Annotated in this window: 18 protein-coding genes and 2 tRNA genes; 9 read left to right on the top strand and 11 right to left on the bottom strand. The window is 71.8% G+C overall.

Translation table 11 applies throughout. The annotated features are described in order from the left end of the window. Positions 1 to 4: 4 nt before the first annotated feature. A complete protein-coding gene (gene rsgA / locus ABZ340_RS08980; RefSeq protein ID WP_358781077.1) occupies positions 5 to 1015 on the top strand; it encodes a ribosome small subunit-dependent GTPase A in 1011 nt (336 codons plus the stop codon). A 160-nt stretch (positions 1016 to 1175) separates the two neighbouring features. Continuing rightward, entirely contained in the window at positions 1176 to 1499 is a 324-nt protein-coding gene (locus ABZ340_RS08975; protein WP_358781076.1) for a multidrug efflux SMR transporter, read from the top strand. On the opposite strand, the gene ABZ340_RS08970 is transcribed toward ABZ340_RS08975, so the two are convergent. Then, on the bottom strand, positions 1456 to 2133 hold the full coding sequence (locus ABZ340_RS08970) for a TetR/AcrR family transcriptional regulator (RefSeq protein WP_358781075.1): 678 nt from the start codon (positions 2131 to 2133) through the stop codon (positions 1456 to 1458). The two genes, ABZ340_RS08975 and ABZ340_RS08970, sit on opposite strands and share 44 nt — an antisense overlap. A 177-nt stretch (positions 2134 to 2310) precedes the next feature. On the opposite strand from ABZ340_RS08970, the gene ABZ340_RS08965 reads away from it, so the two are divergent. The 3 genes from ABZ340_RS08965 to ABZ340_RS08955 all read left to right on the top strand — a co-directional run bounded on the left by ABZ340_RS08965 (position 2311) and on the right by ABZ340_RS08955 (position 4201). Further along, positions 2311 to 2769, top strand: a complete 459-nt coding sequence (locus tag ABZ340_RS08965) for a DNA-binding protein (protein WP_358781074.1) — start codon at positions 2311 to 2313, stop codon at positions 2767 to 2769. 70 nt (positions 2770 to 2839) lie between these two features. Then, positions 2840 to 3640: a histidinol-phosphatase gene (gene hisN / locus ABZ340_RS08960; RefSeq protein WP_358781073.1), complete on the top strand. Its 801-nt coding sequence runs from the start codon at positions 2840 to 2842 to the stop codon at positions 3638 to 3640. A gap of 147 nt (positions 3641 to 3787) precedes the next feature. Beyond that, positions 3788 to 4201 (top strand): CBS domain-containing protein, encoded by a 414-nt coding sequence (locus ABZ340_RS08955; RefSeq protein WP_358781072.1) that lies wholly within the window; start codon positions 3788 to 3790, stop codon positions 4199 to 4201. Between the two features lie 75 nt (positions 4202 to 4276). Here the strand turns inward: ABZ340_RS08955 and ABZ340_RS08950 are convergent, their stop codons facing one another. Continuing rightward, positions 4277 to 5728 (bottom strand): catalase, encoded by a 1452-nt coding sequence (locus tag ABZ340_RS08950; RefSeq protein ID WP_358781071.1) that lies wholly within the window; start codon positions 5726 to 5728, stop codon positions 4277 to 4279. Positions 5729 to 5871: 143 nt separating this feature from the next. Between ABZ340_RS08950 and ABZ340_RS08945 the strand changes: the two genes are divergently transcribed. After that, a complete protein-coding gene (locus tag ABZ340_RS08945) occupies positions 5872 to 6288 on the top strand; it encodes a Fur family transcriptional regulator (protein WP_358781070.1) in 417 nt (138 codons plus the stop codon). A gap of 168 nt (positions 6289 to 6456) precedes the next feature. Here ABZ340_RS08945 and ABZ340_RS08940 read toward each other — a convergent pair. The 4 genes from ABZ340_RS08940 to ABZ340_RS08925 form a co-directional block, all read right to left on the bottom strand. Beyond that, positions 6457 to 6530, bottom strand: a tRNA-Met gene (locus ABZ340_RS08940). Positions 6531 to 6606: 76 nt separating this feature from the next. Then, positions 6607 to 8424, bottom strand: coding sequence for a tetratricopeptide repeat protein (locus ABZ340_RS08935; RefSeq protein ID WP_358781069.1), 1818 nt, complete (start codon positions 8422 to 8424; stop codon positions 6607 to 6609). Between the two features lie 229 nt (positions 8425 to 8653). Continuing rightward, positions 8654 to 8727: transfer RNA gene (locus tag ABZ340_RS08930), tRNA-Met, on the bottom strand. A gap of 53 nt (positions 8728 to 8780) precedes the next feature. Next, on the bottom strand, positions 8781 to 11780 hold the full coding sequence (locus tag ABZ340_RS08925; protein WP_358781164.1) for a UPF0182 family protein: 3000 nt from the start codon (positions 11778 to 11780) through the stop codon (positions 8781 to 8783). Positions 11781 to 11944: 164 nt separating this feature from the next. Between ABZ340_RS08925 and ABZ340_RS08920 the strand changes: the two genes are divergently transcribed. Then, positions 11945 to 12493, top strand: a complete 549-nt coding sequence (locus ABZ340_RS08920; protein ID WP_358781068.1) for a PPA1309 family protein — start codon at positions 11945 to 11947, stop codon at positions 12491 to 12493. Positions 12494 to 12504: 11 nt separating this feature from the next. Here ABZ340_RS08920 and ABZ340_RS08915 read toward each other — a convergent pair whose 3' ends face one another. The 3 genes from ABZ340_RS08915 to ABZ340_RS08905 form a co-directional block, all read right to left on the bottom strand. Continuing rightward, entirely contained in the window at positions 12505 to 13599 is a 1095-nt protein-coding gene (locus tag ABZ340_RS08915) for a PDZ domain-containing protein (RefSeq protein ID WP_358781067.1), read from the bottom strand. Positions 13600 to 14096: 497 nt separating this feature from the next. Beyond that, on the bottom strand, positions 14097 to 14558 hold the full coding sequence (locus ABZ340_RS08910; RefSeq protein ID WP_358781066.1) for a molybdenum cofactor biosynthesis protein MoaE: 462 nt from the start codon (positions 14556 to 14558) through the stop codon (positions 14097 to 14099). A gap of 210 nt (positions 14559 to 14768) precedes the next feature. Continuing rightward, positions 14769 to 15890 carry an SDR family oxidoreductase gene (locus ABZ340_RS08905; RefSeq protein WP_358781065.1) on the bottom strand — a complete coding sequence of 374 codons (1122 nt, stop codon included), beginning with the start codon at positions 15888 to 15890 and terminating at the stop codon, positions 14769 to 14771. Between the two features lie 192 nt (positions 15891 to 16082). Between ABZ340_RS08905 and ABZ340_RS08900 the strand changes: the two genes are divergently transcribed. Both ABZ340_RS08900 and ABZ340_RS08895 read left to right on the top strand, forming a co-directional pair. Further along, complete coding sequence (locus tag ABZ340_RS08900) at positions 16083 to 17570, top strand: zinc-dependent metalloprotease (RefSeq protein ID WP_358781064.1); 1488 nt, start codon at positions 16083 to 16085, stop codon at positions 17568 to 17570. Next, positions 17567 to 18100, top strand: a complete 534-nt coding sequence (locus ABZ340_RS08895) for an NUDIX hydrolase (protein ID WP_358781063.1) — start codon at positions 17567 to 17569, stop codon at positions 18098 to 18100. The genes ABZ340_RS08900 and ABZ340_RS08895 overlap by 4 nt, the downstream gene beginning before the upstream one ends. Positions 18101 to 18197: 97 nt before the next feature. Here ABZ340_RS08895 and ABZ340_RS08890 read toward each other — a convergent pair whose 3' ends face one another. Both ABZ340_RS08890 and ABZ340_RS08885 read right to left on the bottom strand, forming a co-directional pair. After that, positions 18198 to 18950 (bottom strand): AIM24 family protein, encoded by a 753-nt coding sequence (locus ABZ340_RS08890; protein WP_358781062.1) that lies wholly within the window; start codon positions 18948 to 18950, stop codon positions 18198 to 18200. A gap of 27 nt (positions 18951 to 18977) precedes the next feature. Continuing rightward, complete coding sequence (locus ABZ340_RS08885; protein ID WP_358781061.1) at positions 18978 to 19655, bottom strand: AIM24 family protein; 678 nt, start codon at positions 19653 to 19655, stop codon at positions 18978 to 18980. Between the last annotated feature and the right edge of the window lies 1 nt (position 19656).

Raw genomic sequence — 19656 nt, 5'->3', positions numbered from 1 at the left:
CGCCATGCGCCGCTACGGCAAGCACACCGACGAGGACGACATCCGCACCCGCCCGGGACGGCGGAACACCCGGCCGCGCACCAGCATCCGGCCCAAGCACGAGGACGCCGCCGAGGGCATGGTCCTCACCGTCGACCGGGGCCGGCTGACCTGCCTCGTGGACGACCGGATCGTGCTGGCGATGAAGGCCCGCGAACTGGGCCGCAAGGCGGCCGTCGTGGGCGACCGGGTCGCCCTGGTCGGCGACCTGTCCGGCAAGAAGGACACCCTCGCCCGCATCGTCCGCATCGAGGAGCGCACCTCCGTCCTGCGCCGCACGGCGGACGACGACGACCCCTACGAGCGCGTGGTCGTCGCCAACGCCGACCAGCTGGCCATCGTCACCGCCCTCGCCGACCCCGAGCCGCGCCCTCGCCTGATCGACCGCTGCCTGGTCGCGGCGTACGACGGCGGCCTGACCCCGCTGCTGGTCATGACCAAGTCGGACCTCGCCCCGCCGGACCAGCTGCTGGAGCTGTACGGCGCGCTGGACATCCCGTACGTCGTCACCAGCCGCGAGGAGCTGGAGAACGGCGACGCGGCCGACCGGGTGCGCGAGCACCTGGACGGCAGGATCACGGCCTTCGTCGGCCACTCGGGCGTCGGCAAGACCACGCTGGTCAACGCGCTCGTCTCCAAGGAGCGCCGCCGCATCACGGGTCATGTGAACGCGGTGACGGGCCGCGGCCGCCACACGACGACGTCGGCGCTGGCGCTCCCGCTGTCGGGCGCGGAGGGCTGGGTCGTCGACACCCCGGGCGTACGGTCCTTCGGGCTCGCCCACATCGATCCGTCCCGCGTGATCCACGCCTTCCCCGACCTGGAGCCGGGCACGGAGGGCTGCCCCCGCGCGTGCAGCCACGACGAGCCGGACTGCGCCCTGGACCAGTGGGTGGCCGACGGCCACGCCGATCCGGCGCGGCTGTACTCGCTGCGCCGGCTGCTGTCCACGCGGGAGCGCACGGAGGGCGACTGACCCCAGCGCCGCGGGAAGGCGGCCGGTCTTCGCGTTGTTTGCCCCGGCGGGGGGCAGGTAAGTGCATAATCGCACCGAGCCGGACCCCGAGCACGACCAGAGTCTGACGAACGGTCACAGGACGTCGGAGCGCCGACACGTGGACACAGGAGGACGACCCATGGCGTGGCTGCTGGTCATCGTGGCCGGGTTGCTCGAGACCGGCTTCGCCGTGTGCCTGAAGCTGTCGCACGGCTTCACCCGGCTGTGGCCGACGATCGCCTTCGCGGCCTTCGCCCTGGGCAGCTTCGGCCTGCTGACGCTCTCCCTGAAGAAGCTCGACGTCGGCCCGGCCTACGCGGTGTGGACCGGCATCGGCGCGGCGGGCACCGCCATCTACGGGATGGTGTTCCTCGGCGACCTGGTGTCCACCCTGAAGATCGTCTCGATCAGCCTGGTGATCATCGGCGTGATCGGGCTCCAGCTGTCGGGCTCGGCCCACTAGGACCGGGGCGCACGGCGTCAGGACGCCGGCCGCCGGGCAGCACGGTCCGTACGAGGTCCGCCACGCCGCCCTCGGCCGGCGGCGCCGCGACGCAGGACAGGGCGAGACGGACGGCGAGTTCGCAGGAGTGGGCCAGGTCGCCGGTGTCCGGCCGCGGCGCACCGGGCTCCGCCAGCACCGCCACGGCACGGTCGCGCACGAGGGCGACGAGGTCGCCGGGCGAGGGCGGCGCGCCGTCCGCCCGCCGCCGCGCCGCCGCGCCCGGGGAGGCCGGTACCGCCCTCGGCGCCGGGGAGGGCAGCCACTCGCTCCAGCAGCCGGTGAGCAGGGCCCGCACCAGCGCGTTGTCACGGGCCGCCGACGCCGTCCACTCGGCGGTCGCGGTGAGCCGGTCGCAGGGGTCGCTGGGGTCGCTGGGGCCGGCGAGGGCGCGGTCGACGCCGGCGAGGCAGCCGTCGGCCTCCCTGCGGACGAGCGCCCGGGCGAGCCCGTCCTCGCCGCCGAACTCGTTGTACAGCGTCTGCCGGGAGAGACCCGCGGAGGCGGCCACGTCCACCATCCGCACGGCGGACCACGGCCGGCGCGCCAGGGCCGCGTAGGCGGCGTCGAGCAGGGATTCCCGGGCTGCGGGCATCGTCGCCTCCCTCGGGGCGAGCGGCTCTCGGCCCAGGTTTGACGCGCCCCGGTGCACTGTCAAGGGTGTGCGGGAGCGGTCAGGGCGGGAGCTCCCGCTCCCAGGACACACGGCGATTGAACAATCCGTTTACAACAACTGGTTGACACCGTCCCGTGCTCCGGTCACCCTTGCTCCATGCCGTCGACTTCCGAGCCCACCGACCCCTTCACACCCCCGCAGCCCGAGCAGGCGCGGGTCCAGCGGGTGTACACCTCCCTGTTCCGCATCGCCGAGCGCCACGCGGCCACGGACGAGCAGCGCCGCCGCCAGGTCCACCCCTCGGTCATCGGGCCGCACGAGGCCGTCCGGCTCGTGTCGTTCCTGCTGAGCGGAGCCGCCCAGCTGGAGTCCGGGGAACCGGAGGTGGACCACGCCGACATCACGGCCGCGCTGAGTCTCGTCCCGCTGGTGCGCGGCGAGATGGACGAGCTGGAGGCCGGACTCCTGCGGATGGCCCGGGGCCGCGGCATGACCTGGCACGAGATCGCCTTCGGGCTGGGGCTGGGCACTCCGCAGGCCGCCAGGCAGCGCTACGAACGCCTGGCCGACCGCACCACGGCCGACACGGAGGGCGCGGAGAACACGGAGCGGTAAGGGCCGCCCACCCCTGCCTCCCCCGGACCCCGCTGGCCCCACCCCCGCCCCGGCGGATACCGTTCAGCACATGCCCGACTACCTCGACGACCTCCGCCTCGCCCACGTCCTCGCGGACGCCGCCGACGCGGCGACCATGGACCGCTTCAAGGCTCTGGACCTGAAGGTCGAGACGAAGCCGGACATGACGCCCGTGAGCGAGGCGGACAAGGCGGCCGAAGAACTCATCCGCGGCCATCTGCAGCGCGCCCGCCCCCGGGACGCGATCCTGGGCGAGGAGTACGGCGTCGAGGGCACCGGCCCCCGCCGCTGGGTGATCGACCCGATCGACGGCACCAAGAACTACGTCCGCGGCGTCCCCGTCTGGGCCACCCTGATCGCCCTGATGGAGGCCGGGGAGGGGGGTTACCGGCCCGTCGTCGGCGTCGTCTCCGCCCCCGCCCTCGGCCGCCGCTGGTGGGCCGCGAAGGGCCACGGCGCCTTCTCCGGCCGCAGCCTCACCTCGGCCTCCCGGCTCCAGGTCTCCCGCGTCTCCCGGCTGGCCGACGCCTCCTTCGCCTACTCCTCGCTCGGCGGCTGGGAGGAGCAGGGCCGGCTGGACGGCTTCCTGGACCTGACCCGCGCGGTGTGGCGCACGCGCGCGTACGGCGACTTCTGGCCGTACATGATGGTCGCCGAGGGCTCGGTCGACCTGTGCGCCGAGCCGGAGCTGTCCCTGTGGGACATGGCCGCGAACGCGATCATCGTGACGGAGGCGGGCGGCACCTTCACCGGCCTCGACGGCCGCCCTGGCCCGCACAGCGGCAACGCGGCGGCGTCGAACGGCCTGCTGCACGACGAGTTGCTGGGATACCTCAACCAGCGCTACTGAGGCGCACGGGGCGCGCGTGGCACGGTCAACCGGCCACGCGCGCCCTCTTGTTGACCCTCGCTTTACCTGCGACTCTGAGAGCCCCCCCACTTGTGAACTTGTGAATCCATGAACTATCCGTGGATTCGGCAGGAGGTGGCTCCATCCATGCTCGTCCGTGACGCCATGAGCACGATCGTCCTCACCATCGGCCCCGCCCACACGCTCCGTCAGGCCGCGGCCCTGATGTCCGCCCGGCGGGTCGGCGCGGCCGTGGTCCACGACCCCGACGCCGGCGGCATCGGCATCCTCACCGAGCGCGACATCCTCGACTCCGTCGGCCTGGGCCAGGACCCGGACACGGAGCACGCCCACGCCCACACCACCACCGACGTCGTCTTCGCCACCCCCTCCTGGACCCTGGAGGAGGCGGCACGGGCGATGGCGCACGGCGGCTTCCGCCACCTCGTCGTCCTGGAGCGCGGCGAGCCGGCCGGCATCGTCTCGGTGCGCGACCTCGTCCGCTGCTGGGTGCCGGCCCGGCCCCCGGCACGGCCGGCCCCGCAGCAGGTCCCGGCCTGAAACACGGGTGGGCCGGACCTCCACGAGGGAGATCCAGCCCACCCGCCACGACAAGCGGTCCCGTACGGGAAGGGGTCAGCCGCGCAGGGCCTGGACCGCGGCCTCCAGCCGCTTGCCGAAGTCGGCGTCCGCCTGACGGAAGTTGTTGATCGCGCGCTCGATGATGTCCTCGCGCGAGACCTGGGAGATGGAGCCCGCCAGGTTGTTGACCAGGCGCTCCTTCTCCTCGTCCGTCATGAGCCGGTAGAGGTTGCCCGCCTGCACGAAGTCGTTGTCCTCCGCGTGGACCGGGGCCTCGTGGTCGCCGGTGACGCCGGTGACCGGAACCGGCTGCCACAGCGGGCGGTTGGTCTGGAACGGGCCGCCGAAGCTGTTCGGCTCGTAGTTCTTCGCACCGCCGTGGCGGCCGTCGTACAGGAAGCCGTCCCGGCCGTGCGACCGCGCCTCGGTGGCGTGCGGGCGGTTCACCGGCAGGTGGTCGGCGTTGATGCCGACGCGGTAGCGGTGGGCGTCGCCGTAGGCGAACAGACGGCCCTGGAGCATCTTGTCCGGGGACGGGCCGATGCCGGGCACGAAGTGTGCCGGGGAGAAGATCGACTGCTCGACCTCGGCGAAGATGTTCTGCGGGTTGCGGTTGAGCTCCAGCTTGCCGATCTCGATGACCGGGTAGTCCGCGTGCGGCCACACCTTGGTCAGGTCGAACGGGTTGAAGCGGTAGGTCGCCGCCTCGGCCGCCGGCATGATCTGCACGCCCACGGTCCAGGACGGGTACTCGCCGCGCTCGATGGCCTGGCGCAGGTCGCGCTGGTGGGAGTCGGGGTCCTCACCGGCGAGCTTGTTGGCCTCTTCCTGGGTCAGGCACTTGATGCCCTGGTCGGTCTTGAAGTGGTACTTGACCCAGAAGACCTCGCCGGCCTCGTTGTTCCACTGGAAGGTGTGCGAGCCGAAGCCGTCCATGTGGCGGTACGACGCCGGGATGCCGCGGTCACCGAAGAGCCAGGTCACCTGGTGGGTCGACTCGGGCGACAGGCTCCAGAAGTCCCAGACGTTGTCCGGCTCCTGCGAACCGGTGTACGGGTCGCGCTTCTGGGTGTGGATGAAGTCCGGGAACTTGATGGCGTCCTTGATGAAGAACACCGGGGTGTTGTTGCCGACGAGGTCGTAGTTGCCCTCCTCGGTGTAGAACTTCACCGCGAAACCGCGCGGGTCGCGGACGGCGTCCGCCGCGCCCAGGTTGCCGGCCACGGTCGAGAAGCGGAGGAAGACCTCCGTCTCCTTGCCGACCTCGGAGAGGAACTTGGCGCGCGTGTACTTGGTGACATCGGCGGTGACCGTGAAGGTGCCGTAGGCACCGGCACCGCGGGCGTGGACCACACGCTCCGGGATGCGCTCACGGTTGAAGTGGGCCAGCTTCTCCAGAAGGAGCTGGTCCTGGACGAGCACGGGGCCACCGACGCCCGCGGTCTCGCTGTTCTGGTTGTCGGCTACCGGAGCACCGGCTTCCGTAGTGAGCGGTCCCTGAGTCACGTGGGCCTCCTGCGCCATTCCTGCTGGTCCTGTCCCTTGGCTAATGCCGGTGCCGATCCTACAATGGACATTGTCTAAGTCAAGTAAACCTCCAAAGTCACATCCGCTCGGGACTTGGTCCCCTTGCTGTTAGGCTGGTTCGCATGAGTGACCTACTGGAACGGCTGCGCGGACGCGGATGGCGCATGACCGCGCAGCGGCGCGTCGTGGCCGAGGTCCTCGACGGCGAACACGTCCACCTGACGGCCGACGAGGTGCATGCGCGGGCCGTCGCCAAGCTGCCCGAGATCTCCCGGGCGACCGTGTACAACACGCTGGGTGAGCTCGTCTCGCTCGGCGAGGTGCTCGAGGTCGCCACCGACAAGCGCGCCAAGCGGTACGACCCGAACGCCCACCGCCCGCACCACCACCTGGTGTGCGCCCGGTGCGGCACGATCCGCGACGTGCACCCGACGGGCAACCCGCTGACCGACCTCCCCGACTCGGAGCGCTTCGGCTTCACCGTCTCGGACGTCGAGGTGACGTACCGCGGCGTCTGCCCGAACTGCGCGTCGGCGTAAGCCTTCGCGGAAAGCCCCGGCACCCGATGCGTGCCGGGGCTTTCCCCTGCGTGCGCGCGGAGGACATCGAGCCGCGGAGGGCTTCGGGCCGCATCGGGCAAAGGGATGCAAGGGATACAAACGCACCGAGGGCCGGAACCCTTTCGGATTCCGGCCCTCGGTCTTCAGTAGCGGGGACAGGATTTGAACCTGCGACCTCTGGGTTATGAGCCCAGCGAGCTACCGAGCTGCTCCACCCCGCGTCGGTGAACCCCACGTTACGTCAACGGTGCAGACAAAAGCAAATCACCCTCGCCGGTACATCAGGGCGCGGGAGCCTCACGCCGACAGTTCCTGCCGCAGCGCGTCCCGCAGCCGGGCCGCCCGCTCCGCCACCTCCGCCGGTCCCAGCTCCACCGCCCGGCCGGCCCACCGCTGCCCTTCGTCCAGCTCACCCCGACGCGCGTAGACCAGGGCGAGCCGCAGCGCCGCCCGGCCGTGCCCGGCGTCGGCCGCCCGGGTCCACCACACGGCGGCCTCGGGCTCGCTGCCCTCGCGGGCCAGCAGCAGTCCCAGGTTGAAGGCCCCGTTGCGGGAGCCGGACTCCGCCGCCTGGCGGTACCACCGCGCCGCCTCGACCACGTCCCCGCGCGCCGCGGCCAGCATCCCGACCCGGACCTGTGCCCGCCGGTGACCCTGCGAGGCGGCCCGCTCGTACCACTCCTCGCACTCCGTCTTGCGGTGCACCGGCTCCCCCAGCTCGTGCGCGGGCTCCGGCGGACGGCGCGCGTCGAGCACGGTGGCCAGCCGGTACGCCGCCTCGGCGCTGCCGCCCCCGGCCGCGCACCGCAGGTACCGCTCGGCCTCCGGTTCGTCCCCCTCGCGCAGCCGGGCGATGCCGACCTGGAGGGCCGCCTCCGTGTGCCCGGCCGCGGCGGCCCGCTCGTACCACCGCAGGGCCGCCTCCTCCTCGCCGCGCCCGGCGTACAGGATGCCCAGGTTGAAGGCGGCGTCGACGCTCCCGGCCTCCGCGGCCTTGGAGAACCAGGGCTCGGCGCCGGTCTCGTCCCCGCCGCGCAGCAGCAGGATGGCGAGCGCGTTCGCGGCCTCGCGGTGCCCGGCGTAGGCCGCGCGCCGGTACCACTGCTCGGCCTGCGCGGTCCGTCCCTGCTCGGCGCAGAGCAGCCCGAGGTTGTAGGCGCCGTTGTCGTCCCCGGCGTCCAGCGCCGCCCGGTACCAGCGCTCGGCGGTCTGGGTCTCCCCGCGCTCGGCGTGCAGCGCCCCGAGCGCGTTGGCCGCGTTGCCGTCGCCCTCCTGCGCGGCGCGCAGCCACCACACGGCGGCGCTCTCACAGTCCCCGGCGTCCCGCAGCAGGAACCCCAGCGCGCAGGCGGCCCGCGGCTCCCCGTCCTTGGCGGACATCAGGTACCAGCGCGCGGCCTCCTGCACCTCGCCCCGCTTCTCCAGGATGGTCCCGAGGTGCAGCGCGGCCCGCCGGTGGCCGCGCGCGGCGGCCTGCCGGTACCACTGCTCGGCCTCCTCGGCGGCCTTGACACCGTTGTCGCCGTCGGTCTTCCGCACGGTCCGCCGCTCCAGCGCCCGCGCCAGCCGGTACGCGGCCTCCCGGTGTCCGCGTTCCGCCGCGGCCCGCATCCACCGCTCGGCGCCCGGGTCGCCGCGGTGCTCCAGGAGATCCGCGAGCGCGTAGGCGCCCAGGACGTGGCCCTGCTCGGCGGACTGGCGCAGCCAGTACTCGGCGGCGGGCTCGTCGCCCCGCTCGCGGTGGTGCCGGCCCAGTGCGTGGGCGGCCGGGGCGGACCCCGCGACGGCGGCGATGCGCCACCACCCGGCGGCCTCGTCGGCGTACCCCCGCTGGTGGAGGAGGACGCCCAGGTTGTTGGCGGCGGCGCGGTCACCGGCGGCGGTCGCGGCGCGCAGATGGGGCTCGGCTCCGTCGAGATCGCCGCGGCGCAGCAGCATCGCGCCGAGGACGCTCATCGCCTCGACGTCACCGGCTTCGGCGGCGAGCCGCCGGCGTACTTCCTCGGCCGCCTCGTCCGCGGCCTCACCGGCCTCGTCCCCGGTCTCGTCCAGATCGGACTGCTGCGCAAATCGCCCCGTCTCGAACAGTTTTGCCTTGTCCCCCATAACGTCCATCGTCGCACCACCTGCAACCCGGGTACACCTGGCACACCGCAGTCAGTGAGGTCACTTCAGCGTTTTGTCGACATGCCCACAGAGAGACAAGTCAAACACAGATCCCCCAACTCTCCCCGTCGGCACGGCCGTCGAGGGCACCGGTCCACGCGCTCGCGCAACGCGAAGGCCCGGATCCCTTTCGGGACCCGGGCCTTCGCGGTCGTTCGCGTGCTGCGTCCGACTCCAGTAGCGGGGACAGGATTTGAACCTGCGACCTCTGGGTTATGAGCCCAGCGAGCTACCGAGCTGCTCCACCCCGCGCCGTTGTGTTTTCAACCGTATCACGGCGCGGGGGGAGCGGGTGACGGGCCGGATCACCCGCCGCCCGAGCCGCCGGCGGGGCTGTCGCTCGGCCGGGGACCGGAGCCGGAACCGGACTCGCCCTCCCCGGCCTTCTCACCGTTCTTCTCGCCGTTCTTGTCGCCGCTGTTCTCCGCACCGCCGCTCCGGCCGGCCCGGGACTGGGCCTCCTCGGCCCGGCTCAGCGCGTCCTGGAGGTCCTTCTGCGCCTCGCCGTACGCCGCCCAGTCGTTCTTCCTCAGGGCTTCCTGGCCGGCTTCGAAGGCCTTCTGGGCGTCGTCCAGCGCCTCCTGGACCGTCGGGTCGCCGGTCGCCGGCGGCCGCGTGGTGCCCTCGTCCCGGCCCTCGTCCGGCGGCTCGGGGGCCTTGCCCTGCGCCCCGAAGACCTTGTCGAGGGCCTCCCCCAGGGTGTTCTCGAAGGCGGTGTTGCCGCCGTAGGTGACCAGCACCTTGCGCAGCAGCGGGTACTTGAGGCCGCCACCGCGTACGTAGACCGGCTCCACGTACAGCAGTCCTCCGTCGAGCGGCACCGTCAGCAGGTTGCCGTACTCGACCTCGGAGTCACCGCCCCTGAGCAGCCGGATGGACTCGGCGATGTCCTGCTCGGAGTTGAACTGGCTCTGCACCTGCTTGGGCCCGTCGACGGTCGTGCTCGTCGGCACCTTCAGGATCCTGATCTTGCCGTAGCCGTCCGTGCCCGCCTCGGCGTCGACCGCCATGAACGCGCTGAGGTTGTCCCGCCCGTTGGGCGTGAACGTCGTCGTCAGCGAGAACGCCTGTTCCTTCTGGTCGGGCATCTTCATGCTGAGGTAGTACGGCGGCACCGCGTCGCCCGTCTTGTTGGTCGGGTCGTCCGGCACCTGCCACACCTCGCTGCCGCTGAGGAAGGTGTCGGCGTCCTTGACGTGGTAGCGGGTGAGCAGCTCGCGCTGGACCTTGAACAGGTCCTGCGGGTAGCGCAGATGGGCCATCAGCGCGTCGGAGATCTCGCTCCTGGGCTGGACCGTGTCCGGGAAGGCCTTCATCCAGGTCTTCAGGACGGGGTCCTCGGTGTCCCACTGGTAGAGCTTGACGTCGCCGGTGTACGCGTCGACGGTCGCCTTCACCGAGTTGCGGATGTAGTTGACCTGGTTCTGCTGGGCCACCACCGCGCGGTTGTCGTTGGTCGCGGTCAGCGAGTCGGCCGTGGTGTCGCCGAGCGTCGTACGGGAGGCGTACGGGTAGCCGTTGGTCGTCGTGTAGGCGTCGACGATCCACTGGATCTTCCCGTCCACCACCGCCGGGTAGGCGTCGCCGTCGATGGTCAGCCAGGGGGCGACCGCCTCGACGCGCTCCTTGGGGGTGCGGTTGTACAGGATGCGCGAACCGTCGCCGATCGCGCCCGAGTACAGGATCTGCGGTTCGTTGAACGCCACCGCGTACGCGGCCCGGTTGACCGGGTTGGAGAGGTCGACCCCGCCGTCGCCCTGGTAGCGGGTGGGCTTCTCACCGCTGTCGTCGGAGTAGTCGATCTCCTCCTGGGGACCGCCGACGATCGAGTACGTGGTGGTCTTCTCGCCGTAGTAGATCCGCTGCTCGTACCGCGGGAGCTCGCCCTTGGACGGCAGGTCGGACTCGGTGAACACCGGGCGGCCCTCGGAGTCGACCTCGGTGCCCTTGGCCGCGACCACGCCGTAGCCGTGGGTGTAGCGGAAGTGGTTGTTGATCCAGTTCTTCTTCGGGATGCCGGCCAGGTTCAGCTCGCGCAGGCCGATGACCGTGTCCTGGTCCTTGCCGTCCTTGGAGTACCGGTCGACGTCCAGGTTGGTCGGGAACGCGTAGTAGTTCCGCATCTGCTGGAGCTGCTGGAACGTCGGCGAGACGATGTTCGGGTCCATGATCCGGACGCTCGCCGCGGCGTCGGCGTCGTCGCGCAGCTCGGTCTTGTCCTCGGTCCGGCTCCGGCCCGGGTACTCGGTGACCTGGGTGCCGTCGATGCCGTACGCCTCACGCGTCGCCTGGAGGTTCTTCTCGACGTACGGGGCTTCCTTGGCCTGTTCGTTGGGCTGGACCTGGAACTTCTGCACGATCGCCGGGTACAGGCCGCCGATGAGGATGGCCGACAGGACCATCAGGCCGAAGCCGATCACGGGCAGCTGCCAGGTGCGCCGCCAGATGGTGGCGAAGAACAGCAGCGCGCAGATCACGGCGATGCAGAACAGGATCGTCTTGGCCGGCAGGTAGGCGTTGGCGTCGACGTACCGCAGGCCCGTCCAGTTGTCGGTGGCCTTGAAGTCGCTGGACTTGACCGCGAGCCCGTACCGGTCGAGCCAGTACGCGACCGCCTTGAAGGCGACGAAGACGCCGATGAGCACCGACAGGTGGCCGGTGGCCGCGGCGGTGGCGCGTCCGCCGGGGCTGGTCAGGCGCAGCCCGCCGTACAGGTAGTGGGTGAGCGCGGCGGCGATCACCGACAGGATCACGGCGGCGAAGCCGAAGCCGAGCAGGAACCGGTACCAGGGCAGGTCGAAGGCGAAGAAGGAGACGTCCAGCTTGAACTGGGGGTCCTTCCGCCCGAAGGAGACGCCGTTGACCCACATCAGCCAGGTCCGCCACTGGCCGGCGGCGGAGGCGCCGGCGATCAGGCCGACCAGGGCGGTGATGCCGAGCAGCAGCCACTTCTTGAAGGGGGCGATGCCCATACGGTAGCGGTCGAGGTTCTGCTGCTCCGTCGACATCGCGCTCAGCGGCGGCCGGAGCCGGTGGGCCAGCCAGATGTTGAATCCGACGGCGAGCGCCATCAGCAGGCCGAAGACGAAGAAGAGACCGATCTTGGTCCACAGGGTCGTCGTGAACACCGACGAGTACCTGACCGACCGGTACCAGAGCCAGTCCGTCCAGAAGCCCGCGAACATGGTGAACGCCATGCCGAGGACGGCGAGGACACCCAGTGTCATGAGCAGGGTCCGGGCACGCCGGGACGGGCGGCCCACTCTGATCCGCGGCCCTGTCGGGCCTCCGCCGCGGTCCGGCATCTGGAAAGCCAAGGTGCGCACCTCGAAGTTCGCTGTTGATCCGTCAGGCCCCCGGGTTCGTGGACCTCCCGTGCGCCCTCCTGATCGTGGGCCCACACCTATGCAACTTACTCACCGTTTACTCGGTTCCCGATTCCGGGCCGGAACGAGGCAGGATTGTGACCATGTCCAACACACCCATGGCGGCGAGCCCGCTGACCCGGGCCGTGCTCGAGATCGACGAGTACGTCTCCGGCCTCGGCTGGGACCAGCCCGCCCGCCTCTTCGCCCTCGTCGACACCGCGCGGCTGCGCGCCGAGCAGCCCTCGCTCGCGGACCGTCTCGGTCTCGCCGGGAGCGAGCAGGAGACCGCTCCCGGTCTCACCCCGATCGAACAGGAGGAGATTCCGGCGGACCGGCCGCTGGACGAGTTCCTCGGCACCATCGCCTGGCCGGACGCGGTGACCGGCTGCGCGCTCACCGTGGAGCGCCTGATGCTGCCGCCGTCCGCCGAGGCCCAGGTCCCCCAGGGACTGGACGAGGCGAAGCTGGCGCAGTGGGTGGCCGAGCACCCCGAGCGCCAGGAGGTCCGCATGACGGTCGCGGTGCTGCGCGACGGCGCCCGCGAGTCGGCGCTGCGGCTGCGGGAGAAGGACTCCCCCACCGAGGTCCTCACCGGCTCCGACCTGGTGCCGGGTCTGGCCCAGGCGCTGGCGGCGACCTTCGAGGAGTAGCGCGCCTGCCGCTACCCGGCCGTGCAGCGCGGCAGGCCGGCGGTCTTCCCGGCGCGGATGTCCGCGAGCGCGTCGAGGGCGTCGCCGATGGTGTTCACCTTGACGAGGGTGAGCCCCTTCGGGGTGTCCCTGGCGGCGGTCTCGCAGTTGTCGGCGGGCGTCAGGAAGTACCGGGCGCCCTTGCCGCGCGCGCCGACGGTCTTCATCTCGATGCCGCCGATCGGCCCGACCTTGCCGTCGTCGTCGATGGTGCCGGTGCCGGCGACGAACGCGCCGCCGGTCAGGCTGCCCGGGGTGAGCTTGTCGTAGATGCCGAGCGCGAACATCAGGCCGGCGCTCGGGCCGCCGACGTCGGCGAGCTTGATGTCGACGGTGAACGGGAACGTGTGGTCGGTCCCGGCGGAGATGCCGACGACGGCACGCTTCTCGCCGCCGTCGTCGGAGGCCCTGGTGGTGATCGTGACCTTCCGCGTCGCCGTCGCCGCGCGGTTCTCCTTCTCGGCGGCGGCCTGCTCCTCGGCGGGCACGATGGTGAAGACGACGTCCTGGCCGGGCTTGTGCCGGGTCACCAGCTTCGCCACGTCCCCGGGCTGCTTCACCGCCGCGCCGTCGACGGCCTTGATCACGTCACCGGCGTGCAGCCTGCCCTCCGCCGGGGACCCCTTGACGACGGTGGAGACGACCACCCAGGTCTTCACCGGGATGCCGAGCTGCTTCAGGGCGGCGACCTTGGCGCTCTCCTGGGACTGGCTGAACTCCTCGGCGTTCTCCTGGGAGGACTCCTCCTCGGTCTTGCCGTCCGGGTAGAGCGTGTCGTGCGGCACGACCTTGTCGTCGTGCGCGAGCCAGCCGTAGACGGCCTCGACGAGGTTCATCCGGTAGTCGGCGCTGGTGACCCTGACGGTGGTCATGTTGAGGTGGCCGTCGGCCGGGTAGGTCTTGTGTCCCGAGATCTGCAGCACCGGCTCGCCGTCGTGCTCCCCGAGCGTGTTCACCGTCGGCCCCGGGGACATCTCCGCGTACGGCACGGGGATGAACACTCCCGCGCACAGGAGCGCGATCAGCATCAGGGTGGAGGCGAGCATCGTCGCGGTGCGGCGTGGCATGCCACGACACTAAGGGACGCTCCTGTCGGCGCACCGTCAGGGCCGTCCGCTCAGGTGCGGGAGTGAGACTTCTCCATCGCCGCGCGGAACCGGGCGTATCCGTCGAGCTCAGGGCCGTCGCCGCGGATCTTCCGGGTCCGGTTGGCCCAGCTGCCCCACAGACCCGCGCCGATCGCAGCCACAAGCGGAATCAGCAACCAGGCAAGTGCCCCCATGCCGGCCTCCCAACCCCACAGAGCATCCGCTACTGACTGATCAGCAGATTAACCATCCACAGTGACAACGCTCACGTCCGGGGTGCGGTTACGCAACCGGAGGGCCGGGGGAAAACTCCCGCGGCCTCCGTGACACCAGAGGTCCGTGACACCAGAGGTCCGTGACACCAGGGCCCCGGGGCATCAGGGACCCGAAGCATCAGGGGGCCGTGACACCAAGGGCCCGGGGCATCAGGGGGCCGGCGGGGAGGAAGGCGTACGGCGGAGACCCGCGTGGGCGGGTCAGCAGGCGCCCACCCACTCCTCGGTGCCGTCGGAGAACTTCTGGTGCTTCCAGATCGGCACCTCGTGCTTCAGGTCGTCGATCAGCTTGCGGCAGGCCTCGAAGGCCTCGCCGCGGTGGGGGCAGGAGACGGCGACGACGACGGCGAGGTCACCGACCCCGAGGTCTCCCACGCGGTGCACGGCGGCCAGCGCCCGCACGGGGTACTCGGCGGCGACCTTCTCGGCGATCCGCCGCATCTCGGCCTCGGCGCTGGGGTGGCAGGAGTAGCCGAGCGCGTCCACGTCGGCGCCCCCGTCGTGGTTGCGCACGGTGCCCACGAACAGCGCGGTCCCTCCGGCCGCGTCGTCCCCGACGGCCCGGAAGACCTCGTCCACGGACAGGGGTGTCTCGCGGATGCCGATCAGCTTGACGGGGTCCTGCGCGGCCGACTCGCCGGGGTGGTCGTTCGTGGATGCCATGGGGCCATCGTGCCCCACGGCGGCGGGGGCGCGGAATAGCGTTATCGCCCGGCACGCGCGCGTGCGTGTTTGGAGCCTCCTACAGGACCTTCCTCCGAGCCCCCGGAGCCTCCGCGGGCCTTCGGGAGTGCGCCGGCCGGGCGGGCGGGGAACCGGGAGCGCGGCGCAGGCCGGACCGGCCCCTGCGCGCCCGGCCGCCGGCGCCCCGCCTCAGATGCGCCGCCGCGCCTTCCGCGCCCGCCGCACCACCGCCGCCGCGCCCAGCAGCGCCACCGTCGCGCCCGCGGCGCCCGCCGCCGTGGCGTCCTTGCGGCCCAGGCGCCGCCCGGCCACCGTGTGCCGCCCGGAGACCTCCTCCAGCAGCTCGGCGAGCACCTGCTCGTTGGTGTACTTGGGCCGCCACCCGGCGTCGTGCAGCCGGCTCCCGCTCACCACCCAGGGGTACATCGTGTACGCCAGGTCCCCGGCCGGGGAGGGCGTGAGCCCGATCCGGTGCAGCCGGGCCGCCGCCCCCAGGGCGACCGCCGACGGCAGCTCCATGCGCCGGATGCCGCTGAGCTCCTCGACCTCCTCCTGCTCCAGCCAGCCGTCGCAGCCGACGGCCAGCTCCCCCTCGGCCTTCTCCAGCACGGCGTACTCCAGGGCGCTGCACAGGTCCTCGACGTGGCAGAACTGCCACGCGGGCCGCGACCCGGCCACGACCAGCAGCCGGGGCGACTCGAAGTACCTGGTCAGCGCGGTGTCCGTGCCGCCGACCAGGATGGCCGGCCGGACCACGGTGACGTTGAGCCCCGGGTGGGCGCGCGGGGCGCGGCGGGCCAGCCGCTCGATCTCCAGCAGGTCCCCGACGCCGGTGGCCTCGGCCGTGGCGCGCAGCTCGGCGTCCTCCGACAGCGGCAGCTCGTTGTCGGGCAGCGCGCCGTAGACCATCGCCGAGGTGCACAGCACGACCCGGTGGACGCCGGCCGCCGCCGCGGCGGTCAGCACGGTCTGCGTCCCCCGGACGTTGTAGGCCGTCCGGGCGGCTGCGTCGGTCTCCAGATCGAGGTCGAGCGCCAGGTGCACGACCACGTCCGCGCCGCGCAGCTTGTCCGCGATGGCCGGGTCCCGCACGTCCAGGACGTGCCACTGTGCGTCCGCGCACTCGCCGCGCCGCTCGTCGAGGGCGACGACCTGCCTGACCTCGGGCGATGCCGCGAGCCGCGCGGTGAGCAGCGCGCCGACGCCGGACGCGGCACCGGTGACCGCGACGACGGGTCCGCGTGCGCCGGGGCCGGGGGGACTGGTTGACTGGTTTCGCGCTGCGCGAACCTGCGGATCTGGGGAACTCACCGGGCGTCTCCAGCGGTTGTCTTCAGTACGGGCGCGAGTGACGCGTACGTACCAGGTGGCATCCATCCTGCCGCAGGCCGCCGGCCGGCCAAGCACCGAGGCCCGATGCGCCGCGGGTGTCTACGCTGGGTGGTGTTGTCGGGCAGCCGTGCCGCCGGAAAGAACCGGTGGCCCTACCAGCCGAGGAACCCCGTGAGTGACACCCCATTCGGATTCGGCCTTCCGCCGGAGGAGCCGGACGACGGCGACGAGGGCAAGAAGAAGGACCAGCAGAGCGGTGGTGGGCAGGGACCGGCCAATCCGTTCGGTTTCGGGTCGCTGCCCGGCGCCGGAGGCCTGGGTGGCCCCGGTGCGGACAATCCGTTCGCCGCCATGTTCGGTTCGCTGAACCCCACCGACCTGGGCGCCGCGTTCCAGCAGCTGGGCCAGATGCTCTCCTACGAGGGCGGCCCGGTGAACTGGGACATGGCCAAGCAGATCGCCCGCCAGACCGTCGCCCAGGGCACTCCGGACGGCACCAAGGACGCGAGCGTCGGCCCGGCCGAGCGCACCGCCGTCCAGGAGGCCGTCCGCCTGGCCGACCTGTGGCTGGACGACGTGACCGCCCTGCCCTCCGGTGCGGGCTCCGCGGTGGCGTGGAGCCGCGCGGAGTGGGTCGAGGCGACCCTGCCCGCCTGGCGGGAGCTGGTCGACCCGGTGGCCGAGCGCGTCGGCAACGCCATGGGCGACGTCCTGCCGGAGGAGATGCAGGCCATGGCCGGCCCGCTGATCGGCATGATGCGCTCCATGGGCGGCGCCATGTTCGGCACGCAGATCGGGCAGGCCGTCGGCGTGCTCGCCGGCGAGGTCGTCGGCTCGTCCGACATCGGCCTGCCGCTCGGCCCGGCCGGCAAGGCCGCGCTGCTGCCCGCGAACATCGAGACGTTCGGCAAGGACCTGGGCGTGCCGAAGGACGAGGTGCGGCTGTACCTGGCCCTGCGCGAGGCCGCCCACCAGCGCCTGTTCGCGCACGTGCCGTGGCTGCGCTCGCACCTGTTCGGCGCCGTCGAGGGCTATGCCCGCGGCATCAAGGTCGACACGGCCAAGCTGGAGGACGTGGTCGGCCAGTTCGACCCGCAGAACCCCGAGCAGCTGCAGGAAGCACTCCAGCAGGGCATGTTCCAGCCGGAGGACACGCCGGAGCAGAAGGCGGCCCTGGCCCGTCTGGAGACGGCGCTGGCGCTCGTCGAGGGCTGGGTGGACGCGGTGGTGCACGCCGCCGCCAAGCCGCGCCTGGGCTCGGCCGACGCGCTGCGCGAGACGCTGCGCCGCCGCCGTGCCTCGGGTGGCCCGGCCGAGCAGACGTTCGCCACGCTGATCGGCCTGGAGCTGCGCCCGCGCCGGCTGCGCGACGCCTCCCGCCTGTGGGCGTCCCTGACGGACGCGCGCGGCGTCGACGGCCGGGACGGCCTGTGGGCCCACCCGGACATGCTGCCGACGGCGACCGACCTGGACGACCCGGACGGCTTCGTCCACCGCGAGCAGCTGGACTTCTCCGAGCTGGACAAGATGCTCGGCGAGGCCGCCGGCAGGAAGCCCGACCTGAAGAAGAAGCCGTCCGAGGACGACGCCGCGGCCGGAGGCACGGACAAGGCCGAGGGCACGGACGAGGGCGACGGCAAGGGTGACGGCGCCGAGTGAGCCTGTACGACGACGCGGTCCTCGTGCTGAAGGAGTACGAGGACCGGCACGCAGGTCAGGCGGAGCTGCGCCAGACGTACCTGGACCACCTGGCGGCCCACCCGGACGGCATGTGGAAGTCCTGCGCGGACGGGCACATCACGGCGAGCGCGCTGGTCGTGGACCCCGAGCGCGGACGGGTGCTGCTCACCCTGCACCGCAAGCTGCGCATGTGGCTCCAGATGGGCGGCCACTGCGAGCCCGGTGACACGAGTCTGGCCGCGTCCGCCCTGCGGGAGGCGACCGAGGAGTCGGGCATCACCGGGCTGGCCCTGCTGCCCGGCGGTCCGGTGCGGCTGGACCGTCATCACACGCCCTGTGCCTGGCACCTGGACGTGCAGTACGCGGCGCTGGCTCCGGCCGGGGCCGTCGAGGCGATCAGCGACGAGTCCCTGGACCTGCGCTGGTTCCCGTACGCCCGGGTCGCGGACGTGGCCGACGAGTCGGTCGTACGGCTGGTGGAGGCGACGCGCGAGCGGCTCGGTGCCTGAACCGGCGGTGAGCCGTTAGGTAAGGGGCGACCGCCTTGGCGGTCGCCCCTTACCCGTGTGCGGGAAGGCGCCTCACCCGTGTGCGGGAAGGCGCCGCTCAGCTGCGGCTGCCGCCGAGCGAGTTCCCGCTGAGCCCGCCGGAGCCCATGCCGAACTGGCCGAGCAGGCCGGAACCGCGCAGGTGCTGCGGCGGCAGCAGTTCGCTGGGCTGCACCAGGACGTACCCGTTGCCGGAGAACTGCATCTCCCAGCCCTCGCCGGTGGAGCCGCGGCGGCGCCACACGGCGGACGTGGAGGTGGGTGCCTGGAGCTGGGTCCGCAGGGACGTCGACCAGGCGATGACCGCGTCGGCGTCGCAGCAGACGTTCTTCTCCGGCGTCACCTCCAGGACCAGCGGCTCGCCGGACGTCATCAGGACGACCTGCCCCGAGCCGGACAGTTCCAGGTTGTACGAGCCCGCGGAGGCGATCTCGACGGCGCTGTCCACGGCGACGATCCCGACGTTGAGGGAACCGTCGAAGGCCAGGACCGCCGAGGAGTCGACGGTGATGCCGCGGCCGACGTCCATGATGTGCAGGTACTGGGCGAAGTTGGCGAGGTAGACGACGCCGTTGCCCTTGCAGCGCATCAGCTCCAGCTGCTCGCCGGTCATGCGTTCGACGTTGCGCCAGCTGCGGTTGCGGTACTGGCTGTCGAACTCGATGTGCCCCTCGAAGGCGACCATGGCGCCCTGGCGGGCCAGGACGGGATTGCCGCCCTGGTCGACGGCGGTCTTGAGCAGTTGCGGGTTCTGCAGCGTGTAGCGTCCGGTGGACTCCACCGGGATGTGCGCGAAGAGTGTGCTGTGCATGTGTGCTGGTGCTCCCCTCAGCCCCGGTCAGCCACGGATCTTGAAGCGGTCGCCGGTGTCCTCGCTGGGCTGGACGACCACGAAGCCCTGTCCCTTGAAACCGACCTGGAACGCCTCGCCGCTCCCCCGGCCGATCAGGGCGCTCGCCTTGATCGTGCGCCGGGCCTTCATGTCGAGACCGTCGGTCCAGGCGATCAGCGCGTCCGGGTCGACGTAGGTCTCCCGCTCGGCGCAGTCGAGGGAGATCGGCATGCCCCGGCTGACCAGGGCCACCCATCCGGTCCCCCGGACCACGAGGTTGGTCAGGCCCGAGCCGGACAGCTTGGCCAGGCCCTTGACCGGTTCGATGGCGAGCTGGAGGGAGGCGTCGCAGGCCAGCAGGGTGGGGCCGTTGACGGACAGGGCCTCGTTGTCCAGGTGGGCGACGAGGATCTCGCCGCCGTAGTCGGCCAGGTACAGGTCGCCGTCGCCGCGGCAGAGCATCAGCTTGCCGCCCTCGCCGGTCACCATCTCCTCCGCCGTGCGGCGCAGGCCGGCCGGGGCGGCCTCGAACTGGACGTAACCGTCGTAGGCGATCATCGAGCCGGCCTTCGCGTACAGGTCCTGCCCGCTGACCATGGTGACCTTGAGGGTCTTGGAGCTGTGCACGCTCATCCGGACGCCGGTGGCCGCGGGGCGGTGCGCGTTGAGTGTCTGGAGGTCCATG

The organism is Streptomyces sp. NPDC006134 (assembly GCF_040628835.1).
GTDB lineage: Bacteria > Actinomycetota > Actinomycetes > Streptomycetales > Streptomycetaceae > Streptomyces.
Note: the sequence above shows the minus strand (reverse complement) of the source record. Positions and strands in the feature narration are given on the sequence as shown.